The 17498-nt window shown below is 61.4% G+C and carries 14 protein-coding genes; 13 read left to right on the top strand and 1 reads right to left on the bottom strand.

What is annotated here, in order from left to right:
• Window positions 1-105: 105 nt before the first annotated feature.
• Entirely contained in the window at window positions 106-1017 is a 912-nt protein-coding gene (locus BM413_RS17800; protein ID WP_091915410.1) for a branched-chain amino acid ABC transporter permease, read from the bottom strand.
• Between the two features lie 93 nt (window positions 1018-1110).
• Here BM413_RS17800 and BM413_RS17795 point away from each other — a divergent pair, with 93 nt between their 5' ends.
• From BM413_RS17795 to BM413_RS17735, 13 genes are all read left to right on the top strand, one after another.
• The gene (locus BM413_RS17795) at window positions 1111-1722 is read left to right on the top strand and encodes a CGNR zinc finger domain-containing protein (protein ID WP_091915408.1); all 612 of its coding nucleotides are present in this window, start codon (window positions 1111-1113) and stop codon (window positions 1720-1722) included.
• Complete coding sequence (locus BM413_RS17790) at window positions 1715-2236, top strand: hypothetical protein (protein ID WP_091915406.1); 522 nt, start codon at window positions 1715-1717, stop codon at window positions 2234-2236. The genes BM413_RS17795 and BM413_RS17790 overlap by 8 nt, the downstream gene beginning before the upstream one ends.
• A gap of 209 nt (window positions 2237-2445) precedes the next feature.
• On the top strand, window positions 2446-5922 hold the full coding sequence (locus BM413_RS17785) for an indolepyruvate ferredoxin oxidoreductase family protein (protein ID WP_091915404.1): 3477 nt from the start codon (window positions 2446-2448) through the stop codon (window positions 5920-5922).
• A gap of 142 nt (window positions 5923-6064) precedes the next feature.
• Window positions 6065-8377, top strand: coding sequence for a putative bifunctional diguanylate cyclase/phosphodiesterase (locus tag BM413_RS17780; RefSeq protein ID WP_091915402.1), 2313 nt, complete (start codon window positions 6065-6067; stop codon window positions 8375-8377).
• 142 nt (window positions 8378-8519) lie between these two features.
• Window positions 8520-9296 carry an N-acyl amino acid synthase FeeM domain-containing protein gene (locus BM413_RS17775; protein ID WP_175544350.1) on the top strand — a complete coding sequence of 259 codons (777 nt, stop codon included), beginning with the start codon at window positions 8520-8522 and terminating at the stop codon, window positions 9294-9296.
• Between the two features lie 87 nt (window positions 9297-9383).
• Complete coding sequence (locus tag BM413_RS17770) at window positions 9384-10058, top strand: Crp/Fnr family transcriptional regulator (RefSeq protein ID WP_091915400.1); 675 nt, start codon at window positions 9384-9386, stop codon at window positions 10056-10058.
• A 372-nt stretch (window positions 10059-10430) separates the two neighbouring features.
• Window positions 10431-12416: an AMP-binding protein gene (locus BM413_RS17765; RefSeq protein WP_091915398.1), complete on the top strand. Its 1986-nt coding sequence runs from the start codon at window positions 10431-10433 to the stop codon at window positions 12414-12416.
• Window positions 12413-13237 (top strand): ABC transporter ATP-binding protein, encoded by an 825-nt coding sequence (locus tag BM413_RS17760; RefSeq protein WP_091915396.1) that lies wholly within the window; start codon window positions 12413-12415, stop codon window positions 13235-13237. The genes BM413_RS17765 and BM413_RS17760 overlap by 4 nt, the downstream gene beginning before the upstream one ends.
• A gap of 12 nt (window positions 13238-13249) precedes the next feature.
• The gene (locus BM413_RS17755; protein ID WP_091915394.1) at window positions 13250-13399 is read left to right on the top strand and encodes a DUF3096 domain-containing protein; all 150 of its coding nucleotides are present in this window, start codon (window positions 13250-13252) and stop codon (window positions 13397-13399) included.
• Between the two features lie 48 nt (window positions 13400-13447).
• Complete coding sequence (locus BM413_RS17750) at window positions 13448-14407, top strand: branched-chain amino acid ABC transporter permease (RefSeq protein WP_091915392.1); 960 nt, start codon at window positions 13448-13450, stop codon at window positions 14405-14407.
• A 141-nt stretch (window positions 14408-14548) separates the two neighbouring features.
• Window positions 14549-14992, top strand: coding sequence for an endonuclease domain-containing protein (locus tag BM413_RS17745; RefSeq protein WP_091915390.1), 444 nt, complete (start codon window positions 14549-14551; stop codon window positions 14990-14992).
• A gap of 1 nt (window position 14993) precedes the next feature.
• Window positions 14994-16070: a branched-chain amino acid ABC transporter permease gene (locus BM413_RS17740; RefSeq protein WP_091915388.1), complete on the top strand. Its 1077-nt coding sequence runs from the start codon at window positions 14994-14996 to the stop codon at window positions 16068-16070.
• 105 nt (window positions 16071-16175) lie between these two features.
• Window positions 16176-17492, top strand: a complete 1317-nt coding sequence (locus BM413_RS17735) for an ABC transporter substrate-binding protein (protein ID WP_091915386.1) — start codon at window positions 16176-16178, stop codon at window positions 17490-17492.
• Window positions 17493-17498: the final 6 nt, after the last annotated feature.

Genomic DNA, 17498 nt, shown 5'->3' with positions numbered 1-17498 from the left:
TCAACAAGGGATGGTACACGACTCGGTACGGATTATGCCAAGCGTTGCGGAAATCCCGCGCTGAGCGCAGCCGGATGCAACGAAAGTTGTAGAACTTCCGCTGGGTCAGGGCTGGGCGGTTTTCTGCGTTTCCTGGCCGGCCATGCGCAGCACCAGCACTGCGGCCAGTAGCGCGAACATCCACGCATCGCGCCATTCGATCGGGAAATAGCCGGACCACAGCGATTCGGCGATGCCGAAGGCGAACGCACCAAGTGCTGCGCGCGTCGGGGCGTGATAGCCGCCGATGGCGGTGACGAAGAGGATCTTCAGGCCGAAGACCAGACCGCTGCCGAAACCGATATTGCCGAAGTAAAGCGCGGCGAGAATGCCGGCGAGTGCTGCCGTGACGGCGCCGACCAGCACCGTGGCACGGAATACGCGCGTCGCATCGACGCCGCACAGAGCGGCAGCGGCAGGATCGTCGGAAACGGCGCGCCATTCGCGCCCGAAATGTGAGCGGGCAAGGATGAGGCCGGCGACGGCGAGCGTGGCGAGGATTAGCAGGCAGTTCAGAAGCTGCATGACGGTGAGCGTCACCTGATAGCCGCCGCCTTGGGTGAAGACGATCGGCGTGGACAGGAGCGGCGGCAGCCAGAAGTCATGCGTGTCGGCGGCGATGCGCGAAAGCTCCATCAGCACGATCGAGACGCCGAGTGTGGCGGCAACGATGGTGTTGGGCGACCGGCCGGCCAGGGGTTCGAACACGTTGCGCGATAGAACCATGCCGATCAGCGCCGCATAGGCGAGGGCAGCAATGATCGCCACCGCGATGGTCGCCGGCAAGGTCAGCCACAGCATCTGCCAGCCATAGACGGCGACGAGGATCATGGTCTGGCCAGAGAAGGCGAAGATCGCGCCATGGGCGAGGTTCGTGCGATGGAGCACGCCGTTGATCAGCGCATAGCCGAAGGCGAGCAGCGCGTAGATCGCGCCGATATGCAGGCCGTTCAGCACTTGCTGGAAGAAGTAGAGCATGCGTCATCCAGTGGCCGCGACCAGGCGGGCCAAACAAAAACTGCGCCTGAAAATCTAACTTGTCAAAGGTGATTTAACAGTTAGATTTGTTGCATGACAGTTTCCTGGACCCAGCATCGATTTTCCGGCGGCGTGCTGGCGCTCGACGTCACCAACACGGTCGTTCACCGTGGCGATGCGGCGCGCAGTTTCGACCGTTTCGAGGATGCGGCGGAGCTGCCGCGGTTTGCCGCCGCCGCTTCAGGCTTCCGCGCGGCTGAGCTTAGCGCGCGGCCGCTGATCGCGCCAAGACCATCGGCGATCCTGCCGGCCGTGCTCGCCATCCGTGAAACGACCGACCGGCTGTTTCGCGATGCGGCGGTGCAGGGCGAGGTTTCGACCGGACATCTGCCCGGTTTCCTGCGCGCCTGCGCCGACGGGCTGGCCGGTCATGACGAAAAAATCGGCGGGCAGGCAAGGCCGTTCGGCGATGCCGCTGCGCCGCTGGCCTTCGAGGCCGCACTTGCCGTTTCCGCGCTGTCGCTGCTGTCGAACGAAAGCGTCAGGCGGCTGAGGGTCTGCCCGAACTGCAACTGGCTGTTTCTCGACAGGAGCCGCAACGGCAGCCGCATGTGGTGCGACATGGCGGTCTGCGGCAACCGCCAGAAAGCAAAGCGCCACTATCACCGCCGCAAGGGCGGTTCGGAGGAGATTTCCCATGTCTGAGCGACTGCGTCTCGCTTTCGCGCTTTTGCTGTTGCCGGCCGCCCTTGCAGCCTGCCGCGACAGTGGCAAGGACGCGCTTTTCGAGCTTTCCGGGCGGCTCGTCGTTTTTAATTATCGCGAGGCGAAGGTGACCTATCTGGTCAATCTCGTGCCTTTGCAGCCGATTGCCGAAGGCGAGACCGCGGTGATGACGCTGGACAATCCCGCCGGTGGCGAGCCTATCGTGGTCACCCAAAAGCTCTTCCCCAACCACCAGAAGGTGACGCTCGAAAGCCCGCCGCTGGAATGCCTCGTCAAGGACAAGCCCTACAAAGTGGCGATCCGCATCGAGGGCGCGGGCGGCGCGCTGCTGCAGGGGATCGAAACAACGATGGTCTCGTCTCAGGACCAGAGCATGCTGCCCGACAAGCCGCTGGTGGTGGGGCCGGGCTACCAGCCAAACCCGGAACTGGCTGGCCATCCCGATGGCAGGTTGCCCGGCGGGCGTGGCGTGTCTTGTCCAGCCGCGAGCTGAGCGGCGTCCCGATCACGAAATTTTCATGCGTTCCGAGGGATGGCCGAGCAATCTTTTATCAAGGATTGCCAGACATTTATCGCTGCTGTTGTTGTTTTTGGACCGCGGCGGTTTTTGTTTGACCTCGCCTCCAAGGGAGGAAACAGTTAGTCATCTGTCCCGACGTTAGCGGCCCCGAATCGCGGCTGCTTCCGCAGAGGAACTGCCCGATGACGCTTCACGACGTTGCCCTCGACGACAAGTTCGATCTTGGCAAGGAACGTATCTTCCTGTCGGGTGCGCAGGCCGTCATCCGCATGCTTCTGATGCAGCGCGAGCGCGACCGCCGCGCCGGACTGAACACCGCCGGCTTCGTTTCGGGTTATCGCGGCTCGCCGCTCGGCGGTCTCGATCTCCAGCTCTGGAAAGCCAAAGACCAGCTCAAGCAGGCCGATGTCGTCTTCCAGCCCGGTTTGAACGAGGAACTGGCGGCAACCGCCGTGTGGGGCACGCAGCAGGCGGAACTGCTCGGCGAAGGCAGATATGACGGCGTGTTTTCGCTCTGGTACGGCAAGGGGCCGGGCGTCGACCGTTCCGGCGATGTCTTCCGCCACGCCAATCTCGCCGGCTCGTCCAGGCATGGCGGCGTGCTGGCGCTCATGGGCGACGACCACAACGCCGAATCCTCGACCAATGCGCATGCCACCGAGTTCCTCTTCGTCGACACGATGATGCCGATCCTCAATCCGGCCGGCGTGCAGGAGCTGATCGACTACGGACTCTACGGCTATGCGATGTCGCGCTTTGCCGGAACCTGGGCGGCGATCAAATGTGTCAAGGACAACATCGAATCGACTGCCTCGGTCGATGCGTCGCTGGACCGGCTGAACATCGTCATCCCCGAATTCGACATGCCGCCGGGCGGGCTCAACATCCGCAACGAGCTCGACCAGCTCGGGCAGGAAGCGCGGCTGCATGAATACAAGCGCGCGGCGGCCTCCGCCTTCATCCTTGCCAACAAGCTGAACCACACCGTCTATTCCGGCGGGCGCAATGCGAAGATCGGCATCATCACCGTCGGCAAGAGCTATCTCGACGTGCGCCAGGCGCTGGATGACATCGGCATTGACGAGAAGCGCGCCAACGAGATCGGGGTACGGTTGTTCAAGGTCGGCTGCCCGTGGCCGCTCGACCTCGAGCATATCGCCGATTTCGTGCGCGGGCTGGAAACGGTCATCGTGGTCGAGGAAAAGCGCTCGCTGATCGAAGTGCAGGTGCGCGAGAACCTCTACAACACCGCCATGCACCCGACCGTCATCGGCAAGAAGGACGAGCGCGGCGACTGGCTGTTCCCGGCCAAGGGCGCGCTCGACCCCAACGATATCGCCATCGCGCTCGGCGAGCGCATCCTGAAGGCCATCGGCCCTTCGGAAGAGATCGCCGCCAAGGTCAGCCGGCTGAAGCAGTTTCAGGCGATGCTTGCCGACACGCAGGATGTCGGCTCGCGCACGCCGTTCTTCTGCTCGGGCTGCCCGCACAATTCCTCGACCAAGGTGCCGGACGGTTCGATCGCGGCCGCCGGTATCGGTTGTCATTTCATGGCGTTGTGGATGGACCGCTCGACTGTCGGCTTCACCGCCATGGGCGGGGAGGGCGCGCAGTGGGTCGGCCAGGCGCCGTTCTCCAAGCGCGACCACATCTTCCAGAACCTCGGCGACGGCACCTACAATCACTCCGGCACCCTGGCGCTGCGCTTCGCCTTGGCGTCGAGCGCCAACATCACCTACAAGATCCTCTACAACGATGCCGTCGCCATGACCGGCGGCCAGCCGCACGAGGGCAATCTCACGGTCGACATGATCGCCCGGCAGGTGCGCGCCGAAGGCGTCGATCGCATCGCAGTCGTCACCGACGAGCCAGGCAAATATGCCGGCCATGTCGAGTTTCCGGCCGGCGCGACGATCCATCACCGCGACGACCTCGATCTGGTCCAGCGCGAGCTGCGCGACGTCAAGGGCGTCTCCGTGCTGCTCTACGACCAGACCTGTGCCGCCGAGAAGCGCCGCCGCCGCAAGCGCGGCACGTTTCCCGATCCGGACAAGCGCGTCATCATCAACGAACTGGTCTGCGAGGGTTGCGGCGATTGCGGTGTGCAGTCCAACTGCGTCTCGATCCAGCCGGTGGAGACCGAGTTCGGCCGCAAGCGCCGGATCGACCAGTCGAGCTGCAACAAGGATTTTTCCTGCGTCAACGGCTTCTGCCCGTCCTTCGTGACGGTGCATGGCGCCAAGATCCGCAAGGCCGAAGGCATCGCTGGCAGGTCGAACCCGCTCGATGGCGTGCCCGAGCCAAAACAGTTCCCGATCGATCAGGGCTGGTCGTCGATCATCGACGGCGTCGGCGGCACCGGCGTCGTAACGGTCGGCGCGATCCTCGGCATGGCAGCCCATCTCGAAGGCAAAGGCTGCGGCATGATCGACATGGCCGGCCTTGCGCAGAAGGGCGGCTCGGTCTTCACCCATGTGCGCATCGCCAAGACGCCGGAGGACATCAACGCCATCCGCGTTTCGGCCGGCAAGGCCGATCTCATCCTCGGCTGCGACCTCGTCGTTTCCGGCGCCAAGAAGGTGCTGGCCGCCGTGCGCGAGGGGCACACGATCTTCGTTGCCAACACGGCTGAAATCATGCCCGGCGAGTTCGCGCGCTCGGCCGATTTTTCGCTTCCGACCGAACGGCTGAAGAAGGTGATCCGCGAGGCGGCAGGCGATAATCACGCGCATTTCTTCGATGCCACCCGCACGGCAACCGCGCTGTTCGGCAATTCGCTCGGCGCCAACATGTTCATGCTTGGCTTCGGCTTTCAGCATGGCGGCTTGCCGCTGTCGGCGGAGGCTGTCGAGAAGGCGATAGAACTCAACGGCGAGGCGGTCGCGATGAACATCGCGGCCTTCCGCTGGGGCCGCCGCGCAGCACACGAGCCGGAATTCGTGCGCGGATTGGTCAGCCAGCCCGGTGAGGCCGGCGGAAAGCGCGAAATCGCCGAGACGCTCGACGACATCATCGCGCGGCGCGTCGAATTCCTTACCGCCTACCAGAACGCGGCCTATGCACGCCGCTATAGCGATCGTATCGCGGCGCTCAGGGCGGCTGAAGCCAAGGCGTCCCAGGGCTCGACCGTGGTGACGGAAGCGGCGGCGAGAAACCTGTTCAAGCTGATGGCGATCAAGGACGAATACGAGGTCGCCCGGCTCTACACCGACGGCTCGTTCCTGCGGCAATTGACCAAGCAGTTCCAGGACTACGACCGGCTCGAATTCCATCTGGCGCCGCCGATCATGGGACGGCGCACGACCGACGGAAAACCGCGCAAGTCGAGCTTTGGCCCCTGGATGATGAAGGGGTTCCGCATCCTCGCCGGGCTGAAGGGATTGCGCGGCTCGCCGCTGGATGTTTTCAGCTACACCACTGAGCGACGCATGGAGCGCGCGCTACTCGCGCGGTACGAGAAGGATCTCGACCTGATCCGGACCTCGCTGGTTGCAGAGAAGATCGAAGCTGCGACTGCACTTGCTTCCGTGCCGGCACTCATCCGTGGCTACGGTCACGTGAAAGCCGCCAGTGCAACGAAGGCTGCAGGTGAGCGGGAAAGACTTGTAGAGCGTTTCACGGGAGCGCGGATAGACACTGTTCTACAGGCGGCGGAATGATTTTTTCTTTCTGGTCCAGCGTCTTTTCGTACCCTGTACTAAAGGCCATTTTCCCTATTGTTTCCAGTGTTCCGATGCTTTCCAATAAGTCTTTCTTAAGGCGAATATGCCATTGCTAAGCTCCCGAAAAACGGGTGCAGGCGTGGCTATAAAAAGAAAAAATGAGATTCCGGTCGACGTCTACATTCCGTTTGTAGAGACGCTGTTCCGTGACGGCCTGACGCTTACGATCGGTCTGGTGGCCCAGACATTGCTGATCGTTCTGGTCTATTGGAAGACCGAGGACGTAAGCTACATCGTTCTTGCCGCATGTATGGTCGTGGTCGGGGTAGTGCGCCTCGCTAATATCCGCAAATATCGCAATGCGCCGCCGCCAAAATCCCGTGACGAGGCACGTAGGCGTGAGAACGACTATATCCTCTATGGATCGTTGCACGGTTTTATGCTTGGGGTGTTTTGTTTCCTCGGCATCTATTTCGCACACGACAGTTTCGCCGAAATCGCATCGGTTTGCGTAACGCTTGCCTCCGCCACCTCGATCGCCGGGCGAAACTACGGTTCACCGCGGATGGTCATGATGTTCATCATGACGATGACCTGGCCGATATCACTGGGCTTCATCCTGCGCGGCGATCCGTATCACATCCTCCTGGGCCTGCTGTCGGTGCCGTTCCTCTTTGCGATCAGGCGTTTTGCCGACATGGTGCGCGAAGTCCTGCTCACAGCGCTGTCGGAAGAGAAGAAGGCGAACCGTCTGGCCCAGCGCTTCAACCGCGCGCTGAATACCATGTCGCATGGCCTTGTGATGCTCGGGCCGAACGGCAAGGTTGTGGTCGCCAACGCCGAAGCCGCACACCTGATGTCGCTTCAGTCGCCGGATGCGCTTCTTGGCCGCTCGATTCATTCACTGCTTCAGCGTGGCGTGGCTGGGGGCATGCTCGCTCCAAAGGACTGCCGCTACATCGAGGCGCAGTTGACGCGGGCGCTGCGTGAAGGCCGGGACCGCAAGGTCCTCGTTTCGTTTTCGAACGGGCAGCACTATGAGTTTTCCGCACGCGAGGGCAATCAGGATCTCGGTGTCATCACCTTCGAAGACGTATCGCAGCGCGTCGAGGCGGAAGAGAAGATCCGCTCGATGGCCCGTTACGACAGCCTGACCGGCCTGCCGAATCGCGCCTATTTCCATGAGCTGGTCGGCGAGTTCATGGCCGCCGGCGACCGCGAAAGGCTGTGTGGTCTTGCGGTTCTCGATCTCGACGATTTCAAGAGCGTCAACGACACGCTCGGCCATCCCATCGGCGACGGACTGATCTATGCGGTGGCCGAAAAGCTGTCGGCCGTAGCAGCGGAGGGCGTGAAGGTCAGCCGCTTCGGCGGTGACGAATTCATGGTGTTCTTCGACCGGGTCGAGGATGAGAGCCATCTTGCCGGCATGCTGGACGATCTGTTTGCAGGCCTGCAGGGTGATGTCGACGTGGCCGGCCATGTCCTGCGCATCCAGGCAAGCGGCGGCGCGGTTCTGGCGAAGGTAAAGGACAGCGATGTCGACACGATGATCGTCAAGGCCGACCTTGCCATGTACAAGGCGAAGGAACTCGGCAAGAACGACTGGCGGTTGTTCGAATCTGCGATGGATGCGGCCTTCCGTGACAAGCAGATGATGAAAGCCGATCTGCGCAGCGCCGTGGAAGCCAGGGAGCTGCGCGTCGTTTTCCAGCCCATCGTGTCGATGGATACGATGCGGATCGCAAGCTGCGAGGCGCTGTGCCGCTGGAACCATCCCGATCTCGGTCCCGTCTCGCCGTCAGTTTTCATTCCGCTGGCCGAGGAGATGGGTATCATCTCCGACATCAGCACGTTCGTGCTGAATACGGCTTGCGGCGAGTGCGCCAAATGGCCGAAACAACTCCGCGTGTCGGTGAACCTCTCGGCGAAGGACTTCCGCAACCGTGATGTCGTCGAGAAGGTGCGCGCCGCACTTGCTTCTTCCGGGCTTGCCGCTCAGCGGCTGGAGATCGAGGTCACGGAGACGGCCCTGCTGGACGACAAATCCCAGACCCGTCAATACATCGAGGAGATCAAGCAACTCGGTGTGCGGATCGCGCTGGACGATTTCGGCACAGGCTATTCGAGCCTCAGCTACCTGCACAAGCTGCCGCTGGACAAGGTCAAAATCGATCGCAGCTTCCTGATGGACGTGACGCAAAGCAAGCGCTCGCTGGAGTTGCTGAAGGGCATCGTCAACCTGTCGCGTCCGCTCGGCCTGGCCGTGACGGTAGAGGGGGTGGAAACCTTCGAGCAGTTGAAGATCCTGGCGCATTCGGTCAAGCCCGACCTCGTGCAGGGCTTCCTGTTCGGCTCTGCGCTGACCGCTTCCGGCATCGAGACGATGTCCAACACGGTCTGGCCGTTTGCCAGCGAAATCAAGGCGGCCAATCGCGGCTCTAAGGCCTGATCGCCCTGTTTTTCCGGCGTTTTTTTGGCACCCGCAGCGTTAACCTTAACAAGCGGTAAACGACTTCGATCCGATTTTCACCTTTACATATGAAATCCTCCGAGTACGCTTGTTTCCGGCGGCGGAAAGTACAGGGAAATTCATGACAACGCAGCAGACGACGGCTGGCGAAGACGCCAGTGCCGAGGCATCCGGCGTATCGGAAATGTCGACATTTGCGCGTCATGTCTCGGCACTGCTTGAGCGCACCGAGTATCGTCGCTGCGACAAGGGTGAAGATCTCGAAGACATCTATCGGTTGCGCTACAAGTCCTATCGGCTCAGCGACATGGTTCCGGAGAACCCGGATCACATTATCCATGACGAACTGGATGAAGCCCCGAACTGCTACAAGTTCGGCGTCTATGTCGATGGCGAACTGGTCAGCACGCTGCGTATTCATCATGTTTGCGAGGCGACGCCGCAATCACCGTCAAACACCGTCTACGGCGACATTCTGCGGCCGATGCTGGCGTCGGGTGCGAGCTTCATCGATCCGAGCCGTTTTGCCGCCGATCCCGATTGGTCACGTGTATTTCCGCAGATTCCCTACCTGACGCTTCGGCTTGCCGGCATGGCCTGCTTTCATTTCAAGGCGCCCTACTGCCTTTCAACCATCCGCGAAGAGCATGCCGGTTTCTACAAGCGCATTTACCGCTCGGAGCAGATTGGCGAGACCAGGAACTATCCGGGCCTTAACTATCAGGTGGTGCTGTACCGGGCCGATGTGGCTGCGATCCGTGAGCGTTCGTTCACGCGCTACCCATTCTTCAAATCCACCGCGATGGAACAGCGGATGCTGTTCGCCAAGCCGCTGCACGGCGAGCTTGGCCCGCTGACCATTCTGCCGACGGCGAAGTATTTCCGCGACGCGGCCTGAGGGGCGGGGCCCCACCTTGCCTTGCCTTCGCCGGAACGCCCGTTCATAACTTTGCCGAGGCCGAGCATTCGCCAGCCAAGGGAATCGATGAACAGCAGAAGCGACCTTGTCCGTGCCACTGTCTGGGCGCGCGAACTTGCCGGCGACGAGGTGGAGCGGGCACTGCGCGGGGTTTCCGAGCGGCATTTTTCCAAGGGCAATTATCTGTGCCATCGCGGCGACCGATGGGATTACTGGACCGGCGCCGTCAACGGCCTGGTGAAGATGAGTTCGATAGCGCGCAGCGGCAAGGCGATCACCTTCGCCGGCATCGGCGCGGGTGGCTGGTTCGGCGAAGGCTCGGTGCTGAAGGACGAGCCGCGCAAATATGATCTGGTGGCGATCCGCGATACGCATCTCCTGATGATGAACCGCGCCACCTTCTTCTGGCTCTATGAAAACAGCGTCGGCTTCAACCGTTTCCTGGTGCGGCTGCTGAACGAGCGCTTGGCCCAGTTCATCGCCTCGACCGAATATGAGCGCCTCCTCGATCCGAAGGCGCGCGTGGCCCGCCATCTGTCGTGGCTGTGCAACCCCGTGCTCTGCCCGGATGTGAAGGGTGTCGTCGAGATCACGCAGGAAGAACTGGCGCTTCTTGCCGGCGTCTCTCGACCGGTCGCAAATCGCAGCTTGCAGGTGCTGGCCGACGAAGGGCTCGTAACCGTGGAGCATAGCCGGGTGATCGTTGCCGACGCCGAAAGGCTCGGCGATTACGGCGCTTGAAAGCGCTGCCTGAAGACTTTCTGGATTGTCGGGAAGAGGGGCAGGCACACAGGCCGCGCATTCAAGAGACAATCTGCCGGCCTGTCTGTCAAGGGGCGCGTTGATCGGCGAGACGATTCGGGAATACGCTGACCACAATGAAAAAGAAGCCGCGCCATCTTCGGGCGGAGGTTTTAGAGCAGCGGGAACATACCCGCGCTCCTGGGAGGAGAAGCGTTTGATCAAGCCTTGGCCGTCAGCCGGGAAGACCATTCAGCCGCAATCGGGCGCATCCGGTTTCTCTGAGTCTAATTGGGGATTTGCCGCAGCACTGCTTGGTGCCATGATGCGCTCCACAACCGCGGGTAACGCGGAACTGGGAGGAGCTTGATCATGGTTGCGACGGTTTCCGCCGCCGACATGGTTCTTGATACATTCCCGAAATACCTTCTGCGCAATGCGGAACGGTTCGGTGCCCGCCCTGCCATGCGCCACAAGGACTACGGCATCTGGCAAAGCTGGAGCTGGGCCGAGCAACTTGCCGAAATCCGCGCCTTCGCGCTCGGTCTCCAGGCGCTTGGCCTGAAACATGGCGAACGGATCGCGGTGATTGGCACCAACCGTCCGCGCCTTTACTGGACATTCGCCGCTGCGCAATCGCTGGGTGCCGTGCCGGTACCGGTCTATGCCGACGCGGTCGCCGAAGAGATGGCCTATGTGCTCGACCATGCCGGGGTGCGCTTCGCCGTCGTGCAGGATCAGGAGCAGGTCGACAAGATCCAGTCCTTTGCCGACAAGATCCCACAACTCGCCGAGATCATCTATGACGAGCCGCGCGGCCTGCGCGACTACAGCCCGGCCGGCCTACACGCCTTCTCCGCCATTCAGGAGAAAGGCGAGGCGCTGATGAAGGCCGATGCCGGCCTCGCCGGGCGCTGGGAACAAACCATCGTTACTGCGAGCGGCGATGACATCTCGATCATGCTCTACACTTCAGGCACGACGGGGCGCTCCAAGGGCGTGATGATCAAGGCGATAAACGCGGTCAATGCAGCGCGCGACACTGCCGAATTCGACCGGCTTTCGGAGCGGGACAGCGTGCTCGCCTATCTGCCACTGGCCTGGGTCGGCGATCACTATCTGAACTATGCGCAGGGCTATACGTCCGGTTTCTGCATGTGCTGCCCGGAAAGTGCCGAGACCGTGGCGCAGGATTTGCGCGAGATCGGCCCGACCTTCTATTTCGCGCCGCCGCGCATTTTCGAGAGCCTGCTCACCAGCGTGACGATCCGCATGGAGGATGCCGGCTGGCTCAAGCGCAAGCTGTTCTCCCACTATATCGGCGTGGCCAAGAAATATGGCGAGGCCATCCTTGAAAACCGCCCGGTACCGCTTGCGGGCCGGCTGTCCTATGCGCTCGGAAAATTCTTCATCTATGGCCCCCTGCGCAATGTGCTCGGCCTTTCCAACATCCGCGTCGCCTATACGGCGGGCGAGGCGATCGGGCAGGATCTGTTTTCCTTCTTCCGCTCGCTCGGAATCAACCTGAAACAGCTCTACGGCCAGACCGAAGCCTTCCTCTATGTCACCGTGCAGAAGGATGGCCAGGTGCGCGCCGATACGGTCGGGCCTGCCGCGCCTCATGTCGATCTCCGCATCTCGGACGCCGGCGAGGTGCAGTTCCGCTCGCCCGGCATGTTCTCCGGTTATTTCAAGCAGGACGAGACGACAGCCGAGACGCTGACCGAGGACGGCTACGTCAAGACGGGCGATGCCGGTTTCTTCGACACGGACGGACAGCTCAAGATCATCGACCGCGCCAAGGATGTCGGCAAGCTCACCTCGGGCGCGCTGTTTGCGCCGAAATACATCGAGAACACGCTGAAATTCTTCCCCAACATCAAGGAAGCCGTCGCCTTCGGGCATGGGCAGGATTTCACCGCCGCGTTTTTGAACATAGACCTTCAGGCCGTCGGCAACTGGGCCGAGCGCAACAATATCGCCTATGCCTCCTATCAGGAGCTCGCGGGCCATCCGCAAGTCTATGAGATAATCGCCAAGCACGTCGACGAGACCAATCTGCGGCTTTCGAAAGAGCCGATGATGGCGGGCGCGCAGATCAGGCGGTTCCTCGTGCTGCACAAGGAACTCGACGCCGACGACGGCGAACTGACCCGCACGCTGAAGGTGCGCCGCGCCTTCGTCTCCGAGCGCTACGCGCCGTTGATTGCCGCGCTCTATGACGGTTCGACGGAGAAATTCATCGAGACGGACATGACCTATGAGGACGGCCGCAAGGGCATCGTGCGCGCCACCGTCCGCATCATGGACGCCAGGGTCTATCCGGCTGCGCAACCAGTCAGGGAGGCCGCGGAATGAACTCACGCGCCGAACCGCTGATCATTGTCGCCCCGGACGACGGCATTCCCGCCGGCGACCTGTTGATGGACGTGAAGAACGTCTCGCTGTCCTTCGGTGGCGTGAAGGCGATCACCGATATTTCCTTCAATGTCCGCAAGGGCGAAATCCGCGCCATCATCGGCCCCAACGGTGCCGGCAAGACCTCGATGCTCAATGTCATCAACGGCTTCTACACGCCGCAGAAAGGCACCATCGTCTTTCGCGGTGAGGAGCGGCGGGCGATGAAACCGCATCATGCGGTGCGGCAGGGCATTGCGCGCACCTTCCAGAACGTTGCCCTGTTCAAGGGCATGTCGACGCTCGACAACATCATGGCCGGCCGCTCGGTGATGATGAAGCGCAACCTGTTTTGGCAGATGTTCTGGCATGGCCCGGCGCTGCGCGAGGAGATCGAGCATCGCGAAAAGGTCGAGGAAATCATCGACTTCCTCGAAATCCAGCATATCCGCCGTACGCCGGTCGGCAAGCTGCCCTATGGCCTGCAGAAGCGCGTCGAGCTCGGCCGGGCGCTGGCAATGGAGCCGTCGCTGCTTCTGCTCGACGAGCCGATGGCCGGCATGAACCTTGAAGAGAAGGAGGACATGAGCCGCTTCATCATCGATGTGAACCGGCAGCGCGGCACCACGATTGCGCTGATCGAGCACGATATGGGCGTCGTCATGGACCTTTCTGACCGCGTCGTCGTTTTGGATTACGGCAAGAAGATTGCCGACGGCACTCCCGATGCCGTGAAGTCCAACCAGAACGTTATCGACGCCTATCTCGGTGTCGCGCATTGAAAGGAAATCGAAATGACCATCTCGACGCTTGCCATCACCCCGCTGGTTTCGCTGATCGCCGGCGTGCTCATCCTCGTGATGCCGCGCCTGCTCAATTACATCGTCGCGTTTTACCTCATCGTCATCGGCCTTCTCGGCCTGTTCCCGCATTTGGCGGGGTAATTTGCATCAACGGCGCGCCGGCTACCGGGCAAAGGAAAAACTGACACCATGGATTTCCTGAATTCCATTCTCGTCAAACCATTTGCCGACATGGCCGGCGCGCCGGATTTTCTGCTGCAGGTACTTTGGGAAGGCCTCGTAGCCGGCGTGCTTTATGCGCTGATCGCGCTCGGTTTCGTGCTGATCTACAAATCGTCGCGCATCTTCAATTTCGCGCAAGGCATCATGGTGGTGTTTGCCGCACTCACGCTGGTCGGCCTGCATGAAAAGGGCGTGCCGGCGCTGCTTGCCGTGCCGCTGACGCTGCTCGTCATGTTCATACTGGCAGTGGTCATCGAGCGGGTGGTGCTGCGGCCGCTGGTCAACCAGCCCGACATGATCCTGTTCATGGCCACCATCGGCATCACGCTGTTCCTCGTCGGCTTCGGCGAGATCATCTTCGGCGGCGAAAACAAGGTGATGATCACCGAGCAGCTTTATATCCCGACCGGCAGCATCGAGTTCGAGCCCTTCGGCGGGTTCGTTTCCATCGAGCAAAAAGATGTGACGGCGGTGGTCGGCGCGATCCTGCTGGTGGCAGGCCTGATCCTGTTCCTCAACCGCTCCAAGATGGGCCGCGCCATCCGCGCACTCGGCGACGACCATCAGGCCGCTCTTTCGGTCGGCATCTCGCTTTCCACCATCTGGGTGCTGGTCTGGTTCATCGCCGGCGTGATCGCGCTGGTCACCGGCATCGTCTGGGGCGCGCGGGCCGGCGTGTCCTTCGCGCTGGAAGTCATCGCCTTCAAGGCGCTGCCGGTGCTGATGCTGGGCGGTCTGGAATCGGTTCTCGGCGCCATCGTCGGCGGCCTTGCCATCGGCATCCTCGAAAAGCTTTTCGAGATCTACTGGGGCCAGCCGCTGCTCGGCGGCAACACCGAAACCTGGTTCGCCTTCGTCTTCGCACTCATCGTCTTGCTGTTCCGGCCACAGGGCCTGTTCGGCGAACGCATTATCGAGCGGGTGTGAGATGGGGGTTCTTCTTATGAACGCTGGTGCGAGGCGCGACGTTTCCCTCCCCCTTGAGGGGAGGGTGGCCGCGAAGCGGTCGGGTGGGGTCCTCTCGGCAGTGCGCCAACGTTTCCTCTTCGACAAGGAAGGGCGCTTGTAATGCCTCGAACCAAAGTTCCGCATGAAATGCGACAGAAGGCCCGGGCGTTGCGCCATCTCGCGACCAAAGCCGAAACCTTGCTATGGTACGAATTGCGCGATCTGAAGTTGGTTGGGCTCAAATTCCGGCGGCAATCTCCGATTGGGCCTTACATTGTCGATTTCGTCTGTCTTGCCGCAAAGCTGGTCGTTGAGGTGGATGGTGATTTTCATGAAACGGAAAATGGCAAGCGTCATGACGCCAATCGCGATGCTTATCTGAGATCTCTTGGTTTCGAGGTTCTACGCGTGGACGAGCCCGAAGTGATCGCCAATGCCTGGCATATTGCGCAGGTGGTCAAGGAAAAGGCCGAGCTCGTATTAGGCGACCCCACCCGACCGCTTCGCGGCCACCCTCCCCTCAAGGGGGAGGGGGACGCCGGCGCCAGAGGGGAGCGCTTCTGACATGCTCTACCGCACCGTTGGCCAGTTCAAAACCTCCTATCACGCAGACCATGCCCTGTTTCCGGTCAAGCAGGATGCGTGGCTGCTGGGCTTTATCCTGCTCATCGCCTTCGTCATTCTGCCGGCGACGGCCAATGAGTTCGTCTTCAACGCTCTGCTGATCCCGGTGTTGGTCTATGCGCTGGCAGCACTCGGCCTCAACATCCTCACCGGCTATGCCGGCCAGTTGTCGCTCGGCACCGGCGCTTTCATGGGGGTGGGGGCCTATGCCTGCTACAAGCTTGTCACGATCTTTCCGGAACTGAACATCGTCGTGGCGATCGCGCTGTCGGGTTTCTTCTCGGCTGCAGTCGGTGTTGCCTTCGGCCTGCCGTCGCTGCGCATCAAGGGTTTTTACCTGGCCATCGCAACACTTGCCGCCCAGTTCTTCCTCGTCTGGCTGTTCGAGAAATGGGCCTGGCTCTACAACTACAATTCCTCGGGCGCGATCCAGGTGCCGAATATCGACATGTTCGGCGTGACGGTGGCCGGGCCGAACGCCAGGGCGATCGTGCAATATTACTTCGTGCTGTGCGTGGTCTGCCTGATCACATGGTTTGCCATCAATATCACGCGCGGGCGCATCGGCCGTATCTGGAAATCGGTGCGTGACATGGATATTGCCGCCGAACTCGTCGGCATCAACCTGATGAAGGCCAAGCTCTCGGCCTTCGCCGTCTCGTCCTACATCGTCGGTATCGCGGGGGCGCTGTTCGTGTTCCTGTGGCGGGGTGCGGCCGAGCCGGTGCTGTTCGATATTCCTTTGTCTTTCCGGGTGCTGTTCATCGTCATCATCGGCGGTATGGGCTCGATCCTCGGCAATTATCTTGGCGCCGTGCTGATCGTGGCGCTGCCGGTGATCATCTCCTTCGTGCCGGGCGCGCTTGGCCTGCCGGTCAGTTCGGCGATGGTAGAGCATCTCAACACCATGATCGTGGGTGCGGCCATCATCGGCTTCCTCATCCTCGAGCCGCATGGCCTAGCAAGGCTGTGGGCGATCATAAGGGAGAAGCTGGTCATCTGGCCCTTCCCGCATTGAGGTCAGGGAGGGGCATACAGAATAGCGGCCGCGGGGGCGGCCGTTGAAACCGGGGGTGGTTTCCCCGATCCGTTAGGGAAAAACGACCACGTGGAGGAAACGGCAATGAAGACACTTATGAGGAAATCCGCCTTGCTTCCGGCGGTCTTCGCTCTTGCGGCGGCGCTTGGTGCGTCTTCCGCATTGGCCGAGGACGCCCTGAACGTCACCAATCTGTCCTACCGCACAGGCCCGTTCGCGGCCACCGGCACCCCGGTGATGAACGGCCAGCGCGACTACATGATGATGCTCAACGAGCGCGACGGTGGCGTCAACGGCGTCAAGATCGCCTATGACGAATGCGAGACCGGCTACAACACCGAAAAGGGCGCCGAGTGCTACGAGAAGACCAAGGCGTCCAGCATCGTGACGCAGCCTTGGTCGACCGGCATCACGCTTCAGGTGCTGCCGAAGTCCAATGTCGACAAGATCCCGATCCTGGCGCCGGGCTACGGCTTCTCGCCGATGGCCGAGGGCAAGACCTTCAAATGGGCCTTCAATCCGCCGACTTCCTATTGGGACGGCGCTTCGATGATCCTGAAGAACATTTCCGACGGCAAGCTCGATAGCCTCAAGGGCAAGAAGATCGTGCTGCTGCATCTCGATGCGCCCTATGGCAAGGAGCCGATCCCGCTGCTGCAGGCCTATGCCGAAAAATACGGCTTCACGCTGCTGCCCATTCCAGTGGGCTTGAAGGAGATGCAGAACCAGTCGGCGCAGTGGCTGCAAATCCGCCGCGAGCGTCCGGATTTCGTCGTCATGTGGGGCTGGGGCGCGATGAATGCCGGCGCCATGACCGAAGCGGCCAAGACCAAGTTTCCGATGGACAAGTTTGTAGGCATCTGGTGGTCGGGCAGCGATGCTGACCTTCGCACCATCGGCGAGGCGGGCAAGGGCTATCGCTCGCTGTCATGGAGCTTCCCGGAATCCAATTCCAAGGTGATGAAGGACATCAAGCAGCTCGTCGTCGATGCCGGCCATTCGCTGAGTGCGCCGGGCGAGAGCGAAACGGTGTTCTACCAGCGCGGCATCGTCATTTCGATGTTCGTGGTCGAGGCTATCAAGGCCGCCCAGGCGCATTTCGACACCAAGATGGTGACGCCCGAACAGCTGCGCTGGGGTTTTGAGAACCTGAAGCTGGATGAAGCGCATCTGGAAAAGATCGGCATGACCGGCATGGTTCCGCCGTTCGAAACCTCCTGTGCCAACCATTCCGGCCATTCGGGCGGCTGGATGCTGCAGTGGGATGGCGCGAAGTTCGTGAAGTCTTCCGATCTTCTCAAGGCCGATGCCGACATGATCGAGCCGCTGGCCCAGGCCGAAGCGAAGAAATACGCCGAGGCCAATGCGCCGTGGCCGCTGAACGACGAGTGCAAGATGTAGAGATGA

The organism is Mesorhizobium sp. YR577, from assembly GCF_900116595.1.
Classification (GTDB): Bacteria; Pseudomonadota; Alphaproteobacteria; order Rhizobiales; family Rhizobiaceae; genus Mesorhizobium_M.
Note: the sequence above shows the minus strand (reverse complement) of the source record. Positions and strands in the feature narration are given on the sequence as shown.